The sequence below is a fragment of the Micromonospora sp. NPDC002411 genome (genome assembly GCF_053592955.1).
Genome location: NZ_JBSFBM010000043.1, coordinates 1 through 18,102 on the forward strand (window position 1 = coordinate 1; position 18,102 = coordinate 18,102).

Sequence of the window (18,102 nt, forward strand, 5' to 3'; positions counted from 1 at the left end):
GCAGTGCGCCCGGCCGGCGGATCAGCATCGCCGCGAGGGCGAGGCGGCCACGTTGCCCACCCTCGGACGGCTCGGCCACGACGGGTGGGTCCTGCGAACAAGCCCGAACAGGCCGTTGAGCAGCCCGGACAGGTGTACGTCCGTTCGGAACAGGCGTCGACGGTGGCGGTCGCCGAGCCGGCGTCAATACGCTGAGATCCGGTCACCTCTGGCGCTGGCCACGCAAGATCGGGTGACGAGTTCCGCCTGCTACGGGGGCCCCGAGCACGTCCCGCTGTCCACCCGACAGCCCACCTGTTCGAGTGAGGAGAGTCCATGCGAATTCGTCGTGTCATGTCCGCAATGGCGGTCGGAGCCCTGCTGGCGATCGGCGGGATGGCCGCGCCAGCGTTGGCCGGTGGTGTCTCGAACACTGCCGAGCCCACCGTGACCACACAGGGTTGGGAGTACGGCGACTGACACCGCCGGGGGGACTGCGGGCGGGCCGGTGTCTCGGGGAACGCCGGCCCGCCCCACACCACCCGGACGGCGTGTCACGAGGTGGTGGTGATGCTCTCCGGCCGGTTCGCGGTGATGCGGTGGCGGCGCACCGGGTACAGCATCGGATGGGAGATGCCCCAGGTCGCGCCCTTGCAGACGAACTCCTTGTAGCGCGCCGCCAGCTTCCCCGTGAGGAGGGACGGCTTGGCCCGGTCGTCGGCGGTCACGTACTGGATGATGCCGTCGCGGCGGCCGAGGCTGATGCACTGGTTGAAGTAGCGCAGCGGAGCCTTCGGGAACTTCGACCGGCCGGTCAGCCGGGCGGCGATGGCATCGGCGGCCTGCCAGGCCATCGGGACGCCCGAGGCGCAGGACATCCGCAGCGGCTTGCCGCCCGGTCCCTCGGCAATCGCGGCGTCGCCCACCGCGTACACCTCGGGGTGCGAGACCGACCGCATGGTTTCGTCGACGACGATCTGCCCGGTCGCCGCGACCGCCAGGGTCGTGGCGGCGGCGATCGGGTGGACGGCGAAGCCGGTCGTCCACACCGTCACCCCGGCCGGGATCACCTTGCCGTCGCCGGTGACCACGCCGGTCGCGTCGACCCGGGCGATGTCGGCGTGCTCGTGCACGGTGATGCCGAGCCGGTCGCAGACGCCGCGCAGGTGCCGCTGCGCCCTGTCGTTGAGCCAGTCGCCGAGACCGCCCCGGGTCGCGAGCGCGACGTCGAGGTCCGGCCGGGCCTCGGCGATCTCGGTGACCGCTTCGAGACCGGTGAGGCCTCCGCCGACGACGAGCACGGTCCCGCCGGCCGCGAGGTGGGCGAGGCGGTCACGCAACCGCAACGCCGCAGACCTGCCCGCGATGTCGTACGCGTGCTCCGCGACGCCGGGGACGCCGTGGTCGGCGGCGGTGCTGCCGAGGGCGTAGACGAGCGTGTCGTACGCGATCTCGTCGTTGCCGTGCTCGTCGGCCAGCGCGACGGTCCGGCTGTCGACGTCGACGGCGGTGACCCGCGCCTGTCGGAGCGTGACGCCGGTGCCGGCGTAGACGTCGCGTAGCGGGAGGTGTTCGAGGTCCTGCCCGGTGGCGAGCTGGTGCATGCGGACCCGCTCGACGAAGTCGGCGTCGGCGTTGACGACGGTGATCTCGGTGTCGTCGGGGTGCAGTCGCTTGGCGAGGCGTCCCGCGGCGATGGCTCCGGTGTAGCCGGCTCCGAGGACGACGATGCGGTGTCTCATGGTGGCGCTCCTGTCTCGGCGGTGGTCGCTTCCTGAACCGGGCAGCGACGCGTTTCCTGACAGGAGTTGGCTATGAGCTGGGTCACCAGGCGCGGAAGAGGGCTTCCTCGTGCGGGGTCGCGGACCACTGACGAGTGGCGCGGGCAAGCTTGTCGGGGTTGACCTGGTTGTGGATGGCCGCGACGCCGTCGGGCGTCACGTCCAGGGACATGACGCCGATGACCCGGTCGTCGATCACCACGACCACGGCCGGACCGCCGTTCGCGGCGGCGATGTGCACGGCGGGACTCCCCCCGACCAGGTCCCGCTTGACGTCGGCGGGCTTGAACAGGCCACGCAGGAACTTCGCCACCGCCATCGCCCCGGTGATCGAGGACCGGGCCGGGATCTTGCCCCCGCCGTCGGCGGTGCTCCGTACGTCGTCGGTCAGCAGTTCGACCAGCCGCTGGATCTCGCCGTTGTTGGCCGCCGTCAGGAACTCCGCGATGATCTTCTGGGCGGTGGCGCGGTCGACCTCCGTGCGGGCCCGCTCCGCGGCGACATGCTGTTTGGCCCGCCGGTAGGTCTGCTGGCAGTTCGACTCGGTGCGGCCGATGATCTCGGCGATCTCGCCGTGCGAGTAGCCGAAGGCCTCACGCAACACGTACACCGCGCGCTCGTTGGGGGAGAGTCGCTCCAGCAGGGTGAGCACCGCCATCGAGACCGATTCACGCTGCTCGGCGGTGTCGAGCGGGCCGAGCATCCGGTCTCCGGCGAGGACCGGTTCGGGCAGCCAACTGCCCACGTAGGTCTCCCGCCTGGCCCGCGCCGAGGTGAGCTGGTTGAGGCACACGTTGGTGAGCACCTTCGTCAGCCACGCTGCGGGCGTCTCGACGTGCCCCCGATCGGCGGCCTGCCAGCGCAGGAAGGTGTCCTGCACGGCGTCCTCGGCGTCGCTCGCCGAGCCCAGCAGGCGATAGGCGATCGCCTCCAGACGAGCCCGGGAGCGCTCGAACAGCTCGACCTCGTCCGGACTCAGCGGCATGGCTAGACAGTATCCAGGTGGTGCGGCGGACGGTCGTACCCTTGCCGCGGTGACCGCCGACTCGCTGCGCCGCGCGGGGTCGGCGGGCTGTGGAACACGGCGACCGCGGCCGTCAGGCAGAGCACGACGGCGGTGACGAGCGGCGGGCGGGCACCGAGGTGCACGGCCACCGAGCCGAGGGGGATCGCGGCGACAAGCGGCCCGAACATCGCCGTGTTCGCCGTCGCGGAGACCCGGCCCAGCAGAGCCGGCGGCGTGTGCGTCTGCACGGCGGTCACCGCCGCGACCAGGGTCCAGGGCAGGCCCACCCCGGCGATCACCGCTCCGGCGACAGTGGCTGGCCACCACGGCAGGCAGCGGGCCAGACAACCGACAGCGAACAGCACCGTCCCGGCGACGCCGACGGCGACCGGACCGAGCCGGGCGATGATCCGACCGATGAACAGCCCACCCACGATGGAGCCGGCCCCCTGGGCGCTGGCCAGCACCCCCAGGAACGTCGCCGGCAGGCGCAGTTCCGTGACGACCATCGCGTAGATCGCCGCGGTCGTGAAGCCGGACATGGCGATCGAGACGGCCGCGAGCACGATCGGCAGACGCGTCGCCCGCTGTCCGAACAGGACCACCAGTCCGGTACGCGGGCCGCCACAGTGCCGCGCGGGCCGGCCGGGAGGTGTCCGGTGCAGGCGGAGCACCGCGTACAGGAGGGCGACCAGGACGGGCATGACCGCGCTGAGGACGACGACGGCGTGACCGCCGCGCCAGGCGTAGAGGCCCGCTCCGGCCAGGGGAGCGACGAGCTTCATTCCCTCCTGTGCGCTGGAACGCCACCCGTTGACGTCGCCGAGCTCCGTCGGCGACAGCGCGGACGGCAGCAGCGCCGTCTCACCCGCGTCGATCAGCACGTAGCTGATGCCGTAGGCGCACGAGACGGCGAAGATCAGCCAGGTCTGTTCCGGCCCTCGTACCGCGAGGAGCGTCAGCAGCGCGGCGGCCAGCAGGAGGTTGACGGCGATGACCAGCGGCCGCCGGGGTGCCCGGTCGAGCAGGCCGCCCAGCCACGGGCCGGTGAGCACCGGGGCGTACACGCAGAGCCCGGCGAGGGCCGCGAGGCTCGTCGAGCCGGTGAGGTCGAGGATCCAGATGCCGGCCACCAGGGACATGGCGCTGCTGCCGAAGCCGGACACCAACGAGATCCCCACGAACAGTCCGGCGTTGCGCCGCATCGGCCCTCCAGGTTGAGTCGGGACGACTCACATCCTGGTTCTTGAGCCCTTTCCGAGCAATGCAGTGGAGTGTTGTCAACCAGCTGTTGACAACGCGGCGTCGACCTTCGCTGCGGCGGTTCGAGCAGGTGCCGGCAGCGACTCGCCCGCTTCGCCGAGGTCCGTGGCGAGATGCCGGGCCAGCTCGTACAGCGCGCCGGGAGTGGCGTCCAGGGCCACCTCCACAGTGCGGCGGACGAGCGCCGCTCGGCCGAACCGCGCGTCCCAGCGGCGATCCGCGGCGATCCATCGCCCCAGGTCCGCCACAGCGTTACGCAGTGCCACGATCTGCGGCGAGACGTGGAGGTCGTGCTGCTGCGTTCGGGACCGCCGAGCGGTCACCAGGCGCTGTCGACGCTGTTCGGCGGCCTGACGACTGCCGAGGCCCAGGGCCGCGGCGATCTGCCCCCACGTCGCGCCCTCGTGGCGCGCCCGGTCGATGAGGTCCAGCTCCTCCTCGTCCAACCGCGCGCGAGTGATCCGAACGTTCGCCAGACGGGCCAGCTCCGATGCCACGTGTCAACGTTACATTGACAACGCAGGCTCGTTGACGGGCGCGCGTCGCATGAACACGTCCACCGCGCACGTTCAGCCGGACCGGGCTGCCGGCGCGGTCGCAGCGTTGCGGCAACGTGCGCAGCGGCGTTTCGTCGGGATGCGTCATCACCATCCACGGCATCGGACGACACCGCCGTGCGCCCGTCGGGTGCGCTGATCAGCGGCCGGAGGTCGCCTAGGATGAGGCCTATGAGCGCGGAGGCTGTCGGCATGCACATGCCCGCTGTTGTGACGCTCGACGACGTGGCAGCGATGAACGCTGCCGATTCGAATGGTCACCGCTACGAGACCAGCCCCGATAGGGTCCTGTCGGTCATGCCCCCGCCCGATTCGGAACACGCCATGATCGCCAGTCGCCTGTTCGCCTGGTTGATCATGGCCGGATGGCCCGCCGAGCAGGTGCTCCAAGCGGCCGGCGTCCGCATCTCCGGCCCGGACGGTGACGGCGGGCGCATTCCCGACCTGAGCGTCTGGCGTAAGCCGCCGATCCGCAGTGTCTGGGCCGCGGTCGCCGACGTCGTGCTTGTCGTGGAGATCGTCTCGCCAGGCTCGGAGGCGATGGACTCGGTGACCAAGGTCCGCGAGTACGCCTCGGCGGGGATTCCGCAGTATTGGGTCGTCGATCGGGACAGCGCGCAGACCGTCACCCTGCACCGGTTGAACGGGAGCGGCGCGTACGAGGCGCAAGCGCGGATGCCACTGGCCTGGCTGCTCCAGACCGTCCCCGCCGACCATCTCGACTGAGCGCCAGCGCGGACGACCCAGCTGTCCCGGTGTGGGTGCCCGGGAGGCGGTTAGTCGCGTGCCGGGTCCTGCCAGCGGCCTTGTCACAAACCGGACAAGACGGTAAAGCCCCTGGTAGAGCACCCTTGGAGCAGGTGGAGGTAGACGGGTGGCGGGCCACATCCTGATCCTCCGGCCCCGGCGGGGACACCATCGTCCGTACCGGCGCCGCCCTCACCCAGCCCGGCCTCGATGCCGCGGCGGTCACGGCACAGATGCCGTGCCGGTCACGCGTACGACGGGCCCGGGCTGCCACTGACACCCCTGCGGGCGCCCGCAGCGGTGCCTCCGCCCACCGGGACAGGGACGTCAGCACCGCCGGTCGTCAGGCGACGCCTCCCACCGGTCGTGCCTGCCGTCCCCGTGCCCCGCCGGCCTTTCGCACTGTGGACCCCGCCGGGTCCGGCGTCGCTCGACCGCGCGCCGAAGCCTGGCGACCGAGCCAGAAAGGGCCCGACATGGCCGCTCCCACCGCAACCGCAGCCCTGAACGCCACCGTCTTCGCGCCGGGCGACCAGATGCTGCTGACCGTCACCTACTCGGACGCCGACACCAAGCCGCTGACCGTCACCATCGTGGTCACCGACGCGCAGGGCAACAGCAGCGCGCCGGTCAAGGTCACCGCGGTCATCGATCCGCTCACCGTGACCGTCACCGACAACTCCGGGCGTACCTGGACCCGGGTCTCCGACAACGGCTCCGTGGCCGTGTACCGGTCGGTGGCGTGATGCCCCGGGTCACCGTCCAGGTCCGTGACGCCGGTGGGAACACCGCGACGGCCGGCGTCGACTACAGCCTGGCCCAACAGCAACCCGTACTCGGGGGCTACTACCTGTCCGGGGGCGCGGACCCGACCGCCGACATGGCCGGCGGTAACTTCCGGTCGCTCACCCAGTACCGCAGCTTCGCCGACGGCTTCATCTTCCCCGGCTACAACCGGCCCTGGCTGGTCAACCTGGGCAAGGCCGGTGTGCAGATGAACATGGTCCTGGAGTTGAAGCACTACGGCGCGCCCAACCAGGGGCCGCAGAGCTTCACGGTCGACGGCGTCAGCTACACGGTCCCGGCGCCGTCGATGACCATCCAGCAGCGACCCGGCACGACCTTCCCGAAGGCGTACGGCTACGGGCAGGTGATCAAGGGGCAGTGCGACGGGTTGTTCGCCCGTGCCCTGTCGCAGTACCGGACGCTCGGCTTCGGGGTGAACATCCAGCTCGCTTCGGAGTTGGACACCGACCACGAGTTCGGCACCACCGAGGACGGCAAGGCGTACACCTGGGCCGAGTCGGATGCCCGGGCGGTACAGGCGATCAACTACATCATCACCTGGTTCAAGGCGCGGTCCCTGCCCGGCAACACCACGTTCTCGATCGGGCTGGGGGGCTTCGACCGGGCCTGTTTTCAGCGCACCCACCAGGAGTCGCTGATGGCCCGCCTCGACTTCCTGCAGTGGAACGTGTACGGCACCGCCGCCAACCACACCGCGCTGGCCCGGTTCCGTCGTACCAAGGACTGGGCGGTGGCCGATCTCGGCCCGGTGGCGCTGTCCCGGCCCGTGATCATCGCGGAGTGGGGGGTGCGGGTGGCCGAGATCCCCAACCAGGCCGCCTGGATCGCCACCGTGCCGGCGGCGATCGCCCAGCTCAACGCCGAGCGGGGGCCACGGATCGTGCGCACCAACTACTTCAACTCGGGGTGGGGCACCCTGATCCCGAAGGCGACCGGGTTGGCCGCGCTGCGCGAGGCGTACGCCAAGCGGCCGTACGTCTGAGTGACCCTGGCGACCCGGTCGGTACGACTGCCGGCCGGGCCGACCGGGGAACCCTATGCTCGGATCATGGAACTGCGGATCTTCACCGACCACCCGGGCCGGTACTACCCGGTCGGTGGCTCGCCCGCGTTGCCGAAGCCGGTGTAGCAGCCGCGCCCACCGATCCTGCTCGGCGGTATGGGCCCGAAGCGCACCCCTCGGTTGGCCGCCCGCTACGCCGACGAATTCAACCTGCCGTTCGCCTCGGTGCCGGACACGGCGGCGCAGTTCGACAGGGTCCGCGCGGCCTGCGCCGAGATCGGCCGGGACCCGGGCCAGATGGTCTGGTCCAACGCCCTGGTGCTCTGCTGCGGGCGCGACGACGCCGAGGTGGCCCGTCGGGCCGCCGCCATCGGTCGCGAGCCCGACGAGCTGCGGGCCAACGGTCTGGCCGGGACCCCCGCCGAGGTCCTGGACACCATCGGCCGGTACGGGGACATCGGCAGTGAGCGGATCTACCTCCAGGTGCTGGACCTCGGCGACCTGGAGCACCTGGAACTGGTCGCCAGCGAGGTGATGGCGAAACTCTGACGCCCGGTCAGGCGCGGTGGTTGCCCGTCCCCACCGCGTTCGGGTCGCCCAGCACGGTGTCCAGGCGCCCGTCCCGGTCACTGTCCACATAGGTGATGTCCGGGATGCCGTCGCCGTCCACGTCGATCTGGACGACGTCGGCGACGCCGTCGCCGTCGAGGTCGGTGACCACCTCCACCGAACCGTCCAGGTGGTGGGTCACGATCGACTGGGCACCGGGCGCGCGTGGCGGCGGCCCGGGTGCCGGCACTGGCGTGGGGGCCGGCGCGGGTGCCGGTGTGGGTCGGGGACCGGGAGTGGGCGCCGGGTGGCTCGGCAACCCGCCGGCCGGTGGCGCGCTGGCCTGCTCGATGCCGGTCCCGGTCGGGTCCAGCTCCTCCTCGGAGGGGAAGACGTCACCTCGTGCGGCCGGATCGCGGTAGCTGCTCATGGGCGTAGGGTTCCCCGACGACGACGAGAACAACCGTGCCCGATCGACCGGTGTCCCTGGTGCCCGGTCTGGCGGAAGATGTCGGGACCGACGCCACGGTCATGAAACGGGGGTCCGAGCGTGGAATTGCGCCGGAATCGGGGGGCCCGTGCGCTCGCCCTGGTGTGCGTACTCGGTGGAGTGCTTCTGTTGGTCTATCCCAGCGACGGCCACCTGCTACGGACGATCATCGCGGTGGGGGCGATCGCGCTCGGCGCGGTCGCGCTGGTCAGCGCGGTGCGGCCGTTCCGGTTCGGGATCCACGCGGACGGGCTGAGCATCCGGCGGCCCGGCCTGCGCCGGGAGATCCGGTGGGACGAGGTGGACACCCTGGTCCTCGACGAGCCGCCCCGACGCGACGGCTACGCGGGACCGCCGCGACTGTTGCTGGTTCCTGTGCAGGGTGTGCCGCGTGAGCTGGTCACCGCCCGGCACCCGGTCGACGGCCGCCCGGCCATCGAGCTGCTCGTCCTCGACCAGGTCCGCGAGCAGCCCGAGCAGGTGTCCGCCGCTCTCGCCCGCCATGCCGGGGACCGTTTCGTCGACCTGCTCGCGCTGCGTCGCGACGCCTTCGCCACCCCGGATCTCACTGTCGGGCTGCGCGGCTACCAGATGGGACGGGTCGACCGGTTGATCCGACGCGGGCAGGACGCCCTGATGTCCGGGGACGCGTCGGCCCGGCAGGCGGCCCGGGGGGAGATCGAACGCGCCACCGCCGCCGGTCTGCCGATCGCCCAACGTGGTTACAGCACCGTCCAGACGGATACGGTTCTGGACGCCCTCGTCACCGCGTTGGCCGACCACCAGCCCACCGATCGGGAGACCGCTACATGACCGAGCAGGGACCGCAGGCCGCAGCTCCCGAGGTGCCGCGCCGCAACTGGGCCGGCAACGTGCGGTACGCCGCGCGGGCGTTCCACCGACCGACCTCCACCGACGAACTGCGCCGACTGGTCGCCGGCAGCACCCGGCTCCGGGCGGTGGGCAGCGGGCACTCCTTCAACCGCTTCGGCGACACCGACGGTGACCTGGTCAGCCTCGCCGGGCTGCCCCAGACCGTCGAGGTGGACCACGAGCGCGGGCAGGTCACAGTGAGCGGCGCGATGCGCTACGGCGACCTCGCCCGACAGCTGCACACCCAGGGGTACGCGCTGGCGAACCTCGCCTCGCTGCCGCACATCTCGGTCGCCGGGGCGGTGGCCACCGCCACCCACGGCTCCGGTCAGACCCACGGCAACCTGGCCAGCGCGGTCGCCGGCCTGGAGTTGGTCACCGCCGACGGCGACCTGCTGCGGGTCGACCGTGACACCGACAGGTTCGCCGGCATGGTGGTCGGGCTCGGCGCGCTGGGCCTGGTCACCCGGGTCACCCTGGACGTGGTGCCGGCCTTCGAGCTGCGCCAGTACGTGCGGCTCGACCTCGACCGGGAGGCGCTGGACGAGGCGCTCGGCTCGGCGTGCAGCGTGAGTGTCTTCACCGACTGGCGTACGCCCCGACTGCGCGAGGTGTGGCGCAAGCAGGCAGCCGACCAACCGCCGCCCTCGGCGGACTGGCTCGGCACCACCGCCGCCGACGAGCCGCGACACCCGGTGCTCGGGATGCCGCCGGAGAACTGTACCCCGCAACTCGGCGAGCCGGGCCCGTGGCACGAGCGGCTGCCGCACTTCAAGCTCGGGTTCACCCCGAGCAGCGGCGACGAGTTGCAGTCCGAGTACCACGTGCCGCGTTCCGCCGCGGTCGACGCGCTCGCCGCGCTGGACGACGTGGCGCACCTGATCGCCCCGGTGCTGCTGGTGTGCGAGCTGCGTACGGTCGCGGCCGACGAGCTGTGGCTCAGCCCGAACCACCGGCGGGACAGCTTCGTCGTGCACTTCACGTGGATCGAGGACACCGCCGCCGTCCTGCCCGTGGTGGCCGCCGTGGAGGAGCGCCTGGCGCCGTTCGCACCCCGCCCGCACTGGGGCAAGGTCTTCGTCACCGACCCGGCGGAGCTGGCGTCCCGCTACCCCCACTACGCGGACTTCACCACCCTGCTGACCGACCTGGACCCGAAGGGCACGTTCCGCACCGACGTCCTGGACCGCTACTTCCCCCGGTGACCCGGCCCGTGCCATAGCGCGGTGGCATGGGGCGGCTGGGATTGGTGAGTTGCGGGACCCCGCAAGACACTGATGCATGTCGATGAGTCTCATCGTCCGGTCCCCGTCCCGGGACCGTCGGCTCCACCCCCCGGAGCGAGACATGCAGCCCGTACCCGCCATCACCCCCGACCCACTACCCGCCCGCCGCCCGCGTCGTGGCCTGCGCTGGGCGCTCGCCCTGGTTCTGGTCGGCGCCGGTCTCGGCCCCGCGTCAGCCGCCCACGCCGCCGCAAGCCCGTACGAGCGCGGCCCGGCCCCCACCGTGGCCAGCATCGAGGCCAGCAGGGGCGCGTTCGCCATCGCCCAGAGCGCCGTCGCCGCCTCCAGCGTCAGCGGCTTCCGAGGCGGAACGATCTACTACCCGACCAGCACCGCCGAGGGCACCTTCGGAGCAGTGGCCATCTCACCCGGCTACACCGCCACCCAGTCCAGCGTGGCCTGGCTGGGGCCGCGCCTCGCCTCGCAGGGCTTCGTGGTGATCACGATCGACACGCTGTCCCGCTACGACCAGCCGGCCAGCCGGGGCACGCAACTGCTGGCAGCCCTGGACTACCTGACCAACACCAGCAGCGTGCGTACCCGGATCGACCGCAACCGGCTCGCCGTGATGGGGCACTCGATGGGCGGCGGTGGCAGTCTCTCGGCGGCGAACACACGGCCGCAGTTGCAGGCGGCGATCCCGTTGACCGGCTGGCACACCATCAAGAACTGGTCCGGCGTACGGGTGCCGACGCTGGTGGTCGGCGCGGAGAACGATTCGGTGGCGCCGGTCTCGTCGCACTCCGAGCCCTTCTACACCAGCCTGCCGTCCACGCTGGACAAGGCGTACCTGGAGCTGAACAACGCCAGTCACTCCGCCCCCACCTCGACGAACGTGACGGTCGCCAAGTACAGCATCTCCTGGCTGAAGCGTTTCGTGGACGACGACACCCGCTACGACCAGTTCCTCTGCCCCGCCCCTCAAGCCTCCACCACCATCCAGGAGTACCGGGACACCTGCCCCCACTCCTGACTCTTTGGTGATCATGAAGTTGTTGCCACCCGGCGTGGCGTGTCGTGGCAACAGCTTCATGATCACCGGGTGCCGGCGAGGGTGTTGCGTTGGACCGCGCGGGCGATGTCGCTGGGGGAGACGATGCCGGTCAGGCGGCCGTCGTCGCCGACCACCAAAGCTCTGCCGTCGGCGCACTCGCTGAGCCGGGGGAGCAGGTCGTTGAGCTGTTCACCCGGTCGGGCGAGCACCAGGTCGTCGGCCCGGCACGCCACCTCCGCGAGGGTGGTCGACGCCCGCCGGTCGGACGGTACGCCCCGTACCCGGTCGACGGTGACCAGACCGATCGGTCGGCCGTCCTCGGTCAGCGGCAACGCCGAATGCCGGTACGCGAAGAGGTAGTGGTCGACGAAGTCGGCCACCGTCACCTCCGCCGAGACGGTCTGCGGCTGCGGGGTCATCACGTCGCCCACCCGGATGCCGCGCAGTGCGCTTCCGGTACGGGCCTGCCGTTCCTCCGCACCGGCCGCGCCGATCAGGAACCAACCGATCAGGGCCAGCCAGAGCCCACCGAAACCGATCCCGGACAGGAACTGCCACAACCCGAGGCCGATCAGGAGGACACCCAGCACCCAGCCCGCGCGGGCGGCGACCACTGACGCTCTGGTCCGGTCACCGGTGGCCTTCCACACCGCGGCACGGAGCAACCGACCGCCGTCCAGGGGCGCGGCGGGCAGCACGTTGAAGACGGCCAGCAGCACGTTGATGCCGGCGAGCCACGCCACCGCCCCGAGCAGCAACCCACCCTGCCCGGCCAGCGCGAGCAGCGCGGCCACGGCACCGAAGAACGCTCCGATCAGGAGGCTGACCAGCGGGCCGACGCCGGCGATCCGCAGCTCCGCGCCCGGGTCACGCGGCTCGCCCCGCAACTCGGCCACCCCGCCGAACAGCCACAGCGTGATGCCGTCGACGGTGAGCCCGTTGCGCTTGGCCACCACCGCGTGCGACACCTCGTGGGCGAGCAGACCGACGAAGAAGACCACCGCCGCGGCCAGGCCGGCGAGGGTGTACGCCACCGGCGAGCGGTCCGGGTACGAACGCGGGAACTGGTTGGCGGCCAACCCCCACGCGATCAACGCGAAGATGACCAGAACGCTCCAGTTGACGCCGACCGGCACTCCCGCGACACGGCCGATCCGGAAACTCGCCCTCATCCCGCCGGGATACCCCCGCCGGTCGCCGACATGCCGGGTCTCCAGTGATCATGTGATGAGAAATAGGTCAGGAACGTCTCTGGCAGCTATTTCTCATCACATGATCATGGCGGCCGGGGCAGAGGGCTCGGCCGTTCAGCGGCGGGGGGTTTCGCTGGCGATCGTCGCCTCGCGGGGTAGGGCCGCCGCGCGCAGCGCCCAGTCCAACGCGTAGTCGGCGATCTTCTCCCAGCCGTCCTGCCCCACTGTGAAGTGTGTTCGGCCGGGAAACTCCTGGTACGCGGTCAGGGCCCGGGACTTCTGGTAGAGCCCGGCGTTGGCGCGGACCACCGACGCCGGCACCACGTGGTCGTTGTCGCCGGCCATCAGCAGCAGCGGCGGTCGGTTGTCGCGGCCGACGTCGACCCGGGCGGGTGAGCGTGGGTCGACGTTGGCGAAGGCACCTTCGAAGAACACCCGGCCGGCACCGGGGACGGCGTAGCGCTGCCAGGCCCGGTCGGAGTCCTCGCGGCTCAGGGCGTTGCCGAACGTGTACGCGAAGTCGTCCGGTGTGAACGGGACGGCCTTGCCCCGGTTGGCGGGGCTGCGCAGGATCGGGAAGCCGGAGCGCAGCTGGCTCAACGGCACCTTGAGCACGCCCTTCACCGCTGCGGGATGCACGCCCACCACCGCCGCGCCGAGACCCCGGTCGGCGAGGACCTGGGCGAACAGACCGCCGAACGAGTGCCCCATGATGATCGGCGGTCGGGGCAGCGCCCGGATGATCTTGTCGTAGTGCGCGACGATCGTGGCCATGCTCTGCTCGGCGATCGGGCTGGGATCGTCGCGCAGCTGCTCCACCGACCGGTCCATCCCGGGCCAGGCGGGGGAGATGACGTGCATGCCACGTTCGGTGTACCGCTCGACCCACCCCTCCCAGCTTCGCGACGTCATCCAGAGCCCGTGGATCAGCACGATCGTGTCGACCTGGCCCTGCGGCGTGGCACCCATCGCGTCCTCCCGGTGTGGCGGTGTCCGGCCGGGTGGTTACCCGCTGTCGCGCCTGGAATGCCTGCACGGCCGCCCCTGACAAATGTCACGGCCGGGACGTGACGGCCGCTCCAGGCATCGGGGTACGCGCCACCGGAGCATGACTGACATGACCAGTACGCATCCGGCTGTCGAGTTGGACGGCCTCACCAAGTCTTTCGGCGCGGTCACCGCTGTCGACGGGTTGAGCCTGCGGGTTCAGCCCGGCGAGGTGGTGGCCTTCCTCGGCCCGAACGGCGCGGGCAAGACCACCACCATCGACATGCTGCTCGGGTTGGCCCGCCCGGACGCGGGCACCGTCCGCATCCTCGGGGGCACCCCGGACAACGCGGTGGCCCAGGGTCGGGTCGCCGCCGTCCTCCAGACCGGAGGGTTGCTCAAGGACCTCACAGTGGGCGAGACGGTCGAGATGACCGCCCACTTCTACCGGCACACCCGTCCGGTGGCCGAGGTGCTGGAGCGGGCCGGCATCGCCGACATCGCGGGGCGGGTGGTGGGGCGCTGCTCCGGCGGCCAGCAGCAGCGGCTGCGCTTCGCGTTGGCCCTGCTGCCCGACCCGGACCTGATGGTGCTCGACGAGCCGACCACCGGAATGGACGTCGAGGGCCGCCGGGACTTCTGGCAGGCGCTGCGCCGCGACGCCCGGGCCGGACGGACCGTCATCTTCGCCACCCACTACCTGGACGAGGCGGACGCGTACGCCGACCGGATCGTGCTGGTCCGGCAGGGGCGCGTCATCGCCGACGGCACCACCGCGGAGATCAAGAACCTGGCCGCCGGTCGTACGGTGCGGGCCACCCTGCCCGGCGCCGACCAGGCCGCGCTCGCCGCGCTGCCCGACGTGGACGCCGTGGAGGTACGCGGCGACAGTGTGCTGGTGCGCACCGGCGACTCGGACGCCGTCGCCCGGCACCTGCTCACCCGGACCGCCGCACGGGACGTGGAGATCACCTCCCGCAACCTCGAGGACGCCTTCCTCGCCCTGACCACCGCGCAGACCGGAGCCTGAGATGACCACTCTGTCGGCCACCCCGAACCGCACCGCCGAACCGGACCGTCGGCTGCCCGCCCTGGGCGGGTTCTCCCCAGGCGTCCTGCGCATCGAGTTGCGCCGGGTGCTGCGCAACCGCCGTACCCTCGCGTTCACGCTGATCATGCCGGGGGTCTTCTTCCTCATCTTCGGTCTGCCGCAGGGCGGGCAGAACCTGGACAACGGTCGCCCGGTGACGGCCTACATCATGATCAGCCTCGCCGTGTACGCGGCAATGGTGGCGACCACCAGCGCCGGTGGCGCGGTGGCCACCGAGCGGGCGCTGGGCTGGAGCCGCCAGCTGCGGCTCACCCCGCTGCGCCCGAGCGCGTACGTGGCCACCAAGCTGGCCACCGCGATGGCCCTCGGTCTGCTCGCTGTCGTCGTCGAGTTCCTGGTGGGCGCGGCGGCAGGCGTCCGGGTCCCGGCGTACGTCTGGCTGCTGTCCGGGCTCGCCGCCTGGATCGGCTCGCTGGTCTTCGCCGCGTTCGGCCTGTTCGTCGGCTACCTGGCGCCGGCCGAGAACGTCATGCAGTTCATCGGCCCGATCCTGGCCGTACTGGCCATGTTCGGCGGGCTGTTCGTGCCGGTCGAGGTGCTGCCGGAGGTGCTCCAGCACGTCGCGACGTTCACCCCGGTGTACGGCGTGGGGGTGCTGGCCCGCGCGCCGCTGACCGGAGACGGGGTGAGCCTGGCGGCGGTGGCCAACCTGGTGGTCTGGGCGCTGGTCTTCGGCGTCGGTGCGGCCCGACTGTTCCGCCGGGACACCGCGCGGGTCTGACCGCCGTGCCGGCTAGCGTGAACCCGATGGACGTCGCGACCGGGCAGCCCCGGCCGGTGAGCCGCCACTGGCGGTTCACCGGCTGGCTGTTGGCCGCCGTGTGGTTGTTCTTCCTCAACGTGCCGCTCGCCACGGCGCTGCACCAGCCGGAGCTGTGGCGGCGGATCCTCGGCGTGGCGGCGCTGGTCGTCTTCAGCGTCGGCTACGTGCTGCTGTTCCAGTGGGCCCGCCGGCTGCGCCAGTCGTTGGCGCCGATCCCGGCGGGCCGGGCGCGGGTCGGGTTGGCACTGCTGCTCTCGGTGGGCCTGGCCAGCATTCCGGGCACCGACGGGGACTGGCTGGCCACCCTGGTCTACGTGGCGGCCGCGGGGGTGTTCCTGTTGCCGCCGTGGGAGGCGTTGGCGGTGGTGGTGGTCTGCGCCGTGACCCCCGCGCTGGCCTCGTGGCTGGTGCCCGGATGGGAGGCGGAGAGCGGCATCGTCTTCGCGGTGCTGCTCGCGTCGTTCGCCATGTTCGGGGTGGCCCAGTTGGCCCAGCGCAACAGCCAGCTCCAGGCCGCCCAACAGGAGATCGCCCGGCTCGCCATCGCCGAGGAACGAGCTCGCGCCGCCCGCGACCTGCACGACATCCTCGGGCACTCGCTGACGGTGGTGGCGATCAAGGCCGAGTTGGCCGGCCGGCTGATCGAGGTGGACACCGACCGGGCCGCCGTCGAGATCGCCGAGGTGGAGGCGCTGGCCCGGGCGGCGCTCGCCGACGTGCGGCAGACCGCCGGGGCGTACCGCGATGTCACTCTCGCCGCGGAGCTGGCCGGCGCCCGCTCCGCGTTGGCCGCGGCGGGCATCGCGGCGGATCTGCCGGCCGAGGTGCCGGAGCTGCCGAAGGAGTGGGACCGGTTGTTCGGTTGGGCGGTACGGGAAGGGGTGACGAACGTGGTCCGGCACAGCGGGGCGCGGTGCTGCACGGTCCGGGTGTACGCGGACCGGGTCGAGGTGAGTGACGACGGGCGTGGCCCGTCCACTCCCGACGCCACCGGCTCTGGTCTCGTCGGTCTGCGGGAAAGGGCGGGGCGGCTGGACGCGGCGGTGACCGTCGGCCGCCGACCGGGCGGCGACGGCTTCCTGCTGCGGGTACACGCGCCGGGGGAGACCCGGTGAGCGGCGGGCCCGCGCCGATCCGGTTGCTGCTGGCCGACGACCAGGCGCTGGTCCGGGGCGCGTTGGCAGCGCTGCTCTCGTTGGAGCCGGACCTGACAGTGGTGGCCGAGGTCGGCCGTGGCGACGAGGTGGTGCCCGAGGCCCTGCGCAGCGCCCCCGACGTTGCTCTGTTGGACGTGGAGATGCCCGGCCTGGACGGGATCGCGGCCACCACCGCGTTGCGGGCCGCGATGCCGACCTGCCGGGTGCTGGTGGTGACCACCTTCGGCCGGCCCGGCTACCTGCGTCGGGCGATGGAGGCCGGCGCGAGCGGCTTCGTGGTCAAGGACACCCCGGCCCGACAGCTCGCCGACGCGGTCCGTCGGGTGCACGCCGGCCTGCGGGTCGTCGACCCGACGCTGGCGGCGGAGACCCTCGCCACCGGGGTCAGCCCGCTGACCGAACGGGAGACCGAGGTGTTGCGGACGGCCCGGGGCGGTGGCACCGTCGCCGATCTGGCCGGGGCGCTGCACCTGTCGGAGGGGACGGTACGCAACCACCTCTCGGCGGCGATCGGTAAGACCGGCGCGCGTAACCGTGCCGACGCGATCCGGGTCGCCGAGCAGAACGGTTGGCTGCTCGGCGACTGAACGACGGTGCCGGCGCTCAGGCGGTCGGCGGTGGGGCTGGCAACTGGTCGACCACCACCACGCTGCTGCCGGGGCGGACCTCGGCGAGCAGCTCCCGCTGACCGGAGCGGGTCAGCCGGATGCAGCCGTTGGTGACGTTCTCGCCCAACTCGTCGTCGTTGTGCCAGGTGTGAACTCCGATGTGCGCGCCGCGCAGCCCGGCCGGCACCGACTCCGGGTCGTCGGGCACCGACCCGAGCGCGTAGATGTCCACCCCGCCGTAGACCGACTCCGGCGGTGGGGTGCGACCCAGGATGAAGGTCCGACCGAGCGGAGTGTCCTGCCCGGACTGGCCGAGGCTGACCTCCCAGGACCGCACCGCCTTGCCGGCCCGGTACCAGGTGAGCCGGTGGACCTTGCGTTCCACAACGATCTGGTCGCGCAGCGGCACGGTGTCGAACCCGCCGGGGGGCAGCCAGGCGAGCCGCCGGTTGGCCGAGGGCAGCAGGACGGCCGTCCAGCCGGCGTGCCGATCGGCGATCGGCATGGTCAGCTCGACGCCCCGGATCGTCGGTTCGAGGAAGGCTCGCGGACGGCCGCCGGGGGCGTCGTAGGCGGCGATCCGCTTCGTCGGGTGCACGCCCTCGGTCAACGGCGTGGTGTCCATGGTGGCCGGGTCGGCGGGGAACCCACCGGGGGCAGGGTCGTAGTCGACCACCGGCAACCCCGCCGGAGCGGGCGCGGCCGGTGGAATCGACTCGTCGGCGTCCTGCTCGAGACTGCTCGGCGTCGGGTCGGCTCTCGTGATGACCCGTTCGGGGGCCGTCCCGTTCGGAGTGAGGGCCTGCCCGACCAGCAACGCGGTCACCAGCAGCACGGGGACGCCGATGGCGGCGGTCACCCAGACGCCACGACGACGGTACGGAGTCTTTCCGTCAAACGACACCAAACGACTGTATCGGACAAAGGTCTACCAGGAAGGCGTCCTTC

Annotated in this window: 20 protein-coding genes; 12 read left to right on the forward strand and 8 right to left on the reverse strand. The window is 71.7% G+C overall.

From position 1 onward, the window contains the following. The first annotated feature begins 315 nt into the window (after positions 1–315). Positions 316–459 carry a hypothetical protein gene (locus ACWCO3_RS08215; RefSeq protein ID WP_167524779.1) on the forward strand — a complete coding sequence of 48 codons (144 nt, stop codon included), beginning with the start codon at positions 316–318 and terminating at the stop codon, positions 457–459. A gap of 74 nt (positions 460–533) precedes the next feature. Here the strand turns inward: ACWCO3_RS08215 and ACWCO3_RS08220 are convergent, their stop codons facing one another. The 4 genes from ACWCO3_RS08220 to ACWCO3_RS08235 all read right to left on the reverse strand — a co-directional run bounded on the left by ACWCO3_RS08220 (position 534) and on the right by ACWCO3_RS08235 (position 4,526). After that, positions 534–1,721: an NAD(P)/FAD-dependent oxidoreductase gene (locus ACWCO3_RS08220; RefSeq protein WP_450009111.1), complete on the reverse strand. Its 1,188-nt coding sequence runs from the start codon at positions 1,719–1,721 to the stop codon at positions 534–536. An 82-nt stretch (positions 1,722–1,803) separates the two neighbouring features. Further along, a complete protein-coding gene (locus ACWCO3_RS08225; protein ID WP_208745131.1) occupies positions 1,804–2,745 on the reverse strand; it encodes an RNA polymerase sigma-70 factor in 942 nt (313 codons plus the stop codon). A 2-nt stretch (positions 2,746–2,747) separates the two neighbouring features. Continuing rightward, positions 2,748–3,971 (reverse strand): MFS transporter, encoded by a 1,224-nt coding sequence (locus ACWCO3_RS08230; protein ID WP_450009113.1) that lies wholly within the window; start codon positions 3,969–3,971, stop codon positions 2,748–2,750. Between the two features lie 75 nt (positions 3,972–4,046). Continuing rightward, positions 4,047–4,526, reverse strand: a complete 480-nt coding sequence (locus ACWCO3_RS08235; RefSeq protein WP_450009115.1) for a hypothetical protein — start codon at positions 4,524–4,526, stop codon at positions 4,047–4,049. Positions 4,527–4,757: 231 nt separating this feature from the next. Between ACWCO3_RS08235 and ACWCO3_RS08240 the strand changes: the two genes are divergently transcribed. From ACWCO3_RS08240 to ACWCO3_RS08255, 4 genes are all read left to right on the forward strand, one after another. Beyond that, a complete protein-coding gene (locus ACWCO3_RS08240; RefSeq protein WP_450009117.1) occupies positions 4,758–5,312 on the forward strand; it encodes a Uma2 family endonuclease in 555 nt (184 codons plus the stop codon). 497 nt (positions 5,313–5,809) lie between these two features. Next, complete coding sequence (locus ACWCO3_RS08245; protein ID WP_088988188.1) at positions 5,810–6,079, forward strand: hypothetical protein; 270 nt, start codon at positions 5,810–5,812, stop codon at positions 6,077–6,079. Beyond that, positions 6,079–7,122 (forward strand): hypothetical protein, encoded by a 1,044-nt coding sequence (locus tag ACWCO3_RS08250; protein ID WP_145779504.1) that lies wholly within the window; start codon positions 6,079–6,081, stop codon positions 7,120–7,122. The genes ACWCO3_RS08245 and ACWCO3_RS08250 overlap by 1 nt, the downstream gene beginning before the upstream one ends. A 162-nt stretch (positions 7,123–7,284) precedes the next feature. After that, entirely contained in the window at positions 7,285–7,692 is a 408-nt protein-coding gene (locus ACWCO3_RS08255) for an LLM class flavin-dependent oxidoreductase (protein WP_450009138.1), read from the forward strand. A gap of 7 nt (positions 7,693–7,699) precedes the next feature. On the opposite strand, the gene ACWCO3_RS08260 is transcribed toward ACWCO3_RS08255, so the two are convergent. Next, positions 7,700–8,122, reverse strand: a complete 423-nt coding sequence (locus ACWCO3_RS08260; protein WP_145779505.1) for a hypothetical protein — start codon at positions 8,120–8,122, stop codon at positions 7,700–7,702. A 120-nt stretch (positions 8,123–8,242) separates the two neighbouring features. Between ACWCO3_RS08260 and ACWCO3_RS08265 the strand changes: the two genes are divergently transcribed. From ACWCO3_RS08265 to bdeA, 3 genes are all read left to right on the forward strand, one after another. After that, the gene (locus ACWCO3_RS08265; protein ID WP_145779506.1) at positions 8,243–8,995 is read left to right on the forward strand and encodes a hypothetical protein; all 753 of its coding nucleotides are present in this window, start codon (positions 8,243–8,245) and stop codon (positions 8,993–8,995) included. Continuing rightward, positions 8,992–10,260, forward strand: coding sequence for an FAD-binding protein (locus ACWCO3_RS08270; protein ID WP_450009121.1), 1,269 nt, complete (start codon positions 8,992–8,994; stop codon positions 10,258–10,260). The genes ACWCO3_RS08265 and ACWCO3_RS08270 overlap by 4 nt, the downstream gene beginning before the upstream one ends. Positions 10,261–10,402: 142 nt before the next feature. Beyond that, positions 10,403–11,314, forward strand: coding sequence for a bis(hydroxyethyl) terephthalate hydrolase (gene bdeA / locus ACWCO3_RS08275; protein WP_450009123.1), 912 nt, complete (start codon positions 10,403–10,405; stop codon positions 11,312–11,314). Between the two features lie 62 nt (positions 11,315–11,376). Here bdeA and ACWCO3_RS08280 read toward each other — a convergent pair whose 3' ends face one another. Next, positions 11,377–12,507: a site-2 protease family protein gene (locus tag ACWCO3_RS08280; RefSeq protein WP_450009125.1), complete on the reverse strand. Its 1,131-nt coding sequence runs from the start codon at positions 12,505–12,507 to the stop codon at positions 11,377–11,379. 135 nt (positions 12,508–12,642) lie between these two features. Next, entirely contained in the window at positions 12,643–13,497 is an 855-nt protein-coding gene (locus ACWCO3_RS08285) for an alpha/beta hydrolase (protein ID WP_145779509.1), read from the reverse strand. Positions 13,498–13,645: 148 nt separating this feature from the next. Here ACWCO3_RS08285 and ACWCO3_RS08290 point away from each other — a divergent pair, with 148 nt between their 5' ends. The 4 genes from ACWCO3_RS08290 to ACWCO3_RS08305 are packed head-to-tail and all read left to right on the forward strand — an operon-like array spanning position 13,646 to position 17,133. After that, the gene (locus ACWCO3_RS08290; RefSeq protein ID WP_145779510.1) at positions 13,646–14,545 is read left to right on the forward strand and encodes an ABC transporter ATP-binding protein; all 900 of its coding nucleotides are present in this window, start codon (positions 13,646–13,648) and stop codon (positions 14,543–14,545) included. Position 14,546: 1 nt separating this feature from the next. Next, on the forward strand, positions 14,547–15,347 hold the full coding sequence (locus ACWCO3_RS08295) for an ABC transporter permease (protein ID WP_145779511.1): 801 nt from the start codon (positions 14,547–14,549) through the stop codon (positions 15,345–15,347). 26 nt (positions 15,348–15,373) lie between these two features. Then, entirely contained in the window at positions 15,374–16,504 is a 1,131-nt protein-coding gene (locus tag ACWCO3_RS08300) for a sensor histidine kinase (RefSeq protein WP_145779512.1), read from the forward strand. Then, complete coding sequence (locus ACWCO3_RS08305; RefSeq protein ID WP_244311588.1) at positions 16,501–17,133, forward strand: response regulator transcription factor; 633 nt, start codon at positions 16,501–16,503, stop codon at positions 17,131–17,133. Before ACWCO3_RS08300 ends, ACWCO3_RS08305 begins: the two co-directional genes overlap by 4 nt. 16 nt (positions 17,134–17,149) lie before the next feature. Here the strand turns inward: ACWCO3_RS08305 and ACWCO3_RS08310 are convergent, their stop codons facing one another. Next, positions 17,150–18,058 (reverse strand): L,D-transpeptidase, encoded by a 909-nt coding sequence (locus ACWCO3_RS08310; protein WP_450009128.1) that lies wholly within the window; start codon positions 18,056–18,058, stop codon positions 17,150–17,152. Positions 18,059–18,102: the final 44 nt, after the last annotated feature.

Excerpts from the sequence above, each read along its gene's own strand:
- ACWCO3_RS08245 (WP_088988188.1), top strand. The coding sequence starts at position 5,810 with ATGGCCGCTCCCACCGCAACCGCAGCCCTGAACGCCACCGTCTTCGCG.
- bdeA (WP_450009123.1), top strand. The coding sequence starts at position 10,403 with ATGCAGCCCGTACCCGCCATCACCCCCGACCCACTACCCGCCCGCCGC.
- ACWCO3_RS08280 (WP_450009125.1), bottom strand. The coding sequence starts at position 12,507 with ATGAGGGCGAGTTTCCGGATCGGCCGTGTCGCGGGAGTGCCGGTCGGC.
- ACWCO3_RS08260 (WP_145779505.1), bottom strand. The coding sequence starts at position 8,122 with ATGAGCAGCTACCGCGATCCGGCCGCACGAGGTGACGTCTTCCCCTCC.
- ACWCO3_RS08240 (WP_450009117.1), top strand. The coding sequence starts at position 4,758 with ATGAGCGCGGAGGCTGTCGGCATGCACATGCCCGCTGTTGTGACGCTC.
- ACWCO3_RS08270 (WP_450009121.1), top strand. The coding sequence starts at position 8,992 with ATGACCGAGCAGGGACCGCAGGCCGCAGCTCCCGAGGTGCCGCGCCGC.
- ACWCO3_RS08295 (WP_145779511.1), top strand. The coding sequence starts at position 14,547 with ATGACCACTCTGTCGGCCACCCCGAACCGCACCGCCGAACCGGACCGT.
- ACWCO3_RS08300 (WP_145779512.1), top strand. The coding sequence starts at position 15,374 with ATGGACGTCGCGACCGGGCAGCCCCGGCCGGTGAGCCGCCACTGGCGG.
- ACWCO3_RS08285 (WP_145779509.1), bottom strand. The coding sequence starts at position 13,497 with ATGGGTGCCACGCCGCAGGGCCAGGTCGACACGATCGTGCTGATCCAC.
- ACWCO3_RS08220 (WP_450009111.1), bottom strand. The coding sequence starts at position 1,721 with ATGAGACACCGCATCGTCGTCCTCGGAGCCGGCTACACCGGAGCCATC.
- ACWCO3_RS08230 (WP_450009113.1), bottom strand. The coding sequence starts at position 3,971 with ATGCGGCGCAACGCCGGACTGTTCGTGGGGATCTCGTTGGTGTCCGGC.
- ACWCO3_RS08250 (WP_145779504.1), top strand. The coding sequence starts at position 6,079 with ATGCCCCGGGTCACCGTCCAGGTCCGTGACGCCGGTGGGAACACCGCG.
- ACWCO3_RS08215 (WP_167524779.1), top strand. The coding sequence starts at position 316 with ATGCGAATTCGTCGTGTCATGTCCGCAATGGCGGTCGGAGCCCTGCTG.
- ACWCO3_RS08225 (WP_208745131.1), bottom strand. The coding sequence starts at position 2,745 with ATGCCGCTGAGTCCGGACGAGGTCGAGCTGTTCGAGCGCTCCCGGGCT.
- ACWCO3_RS08290 (WP_145779510.1), top strand. The coding sequence starts at position 13,646 with ATGACCAGTACGCATCCGGCTGTCGAGTTGGACGGCCTCACCAAGTCT.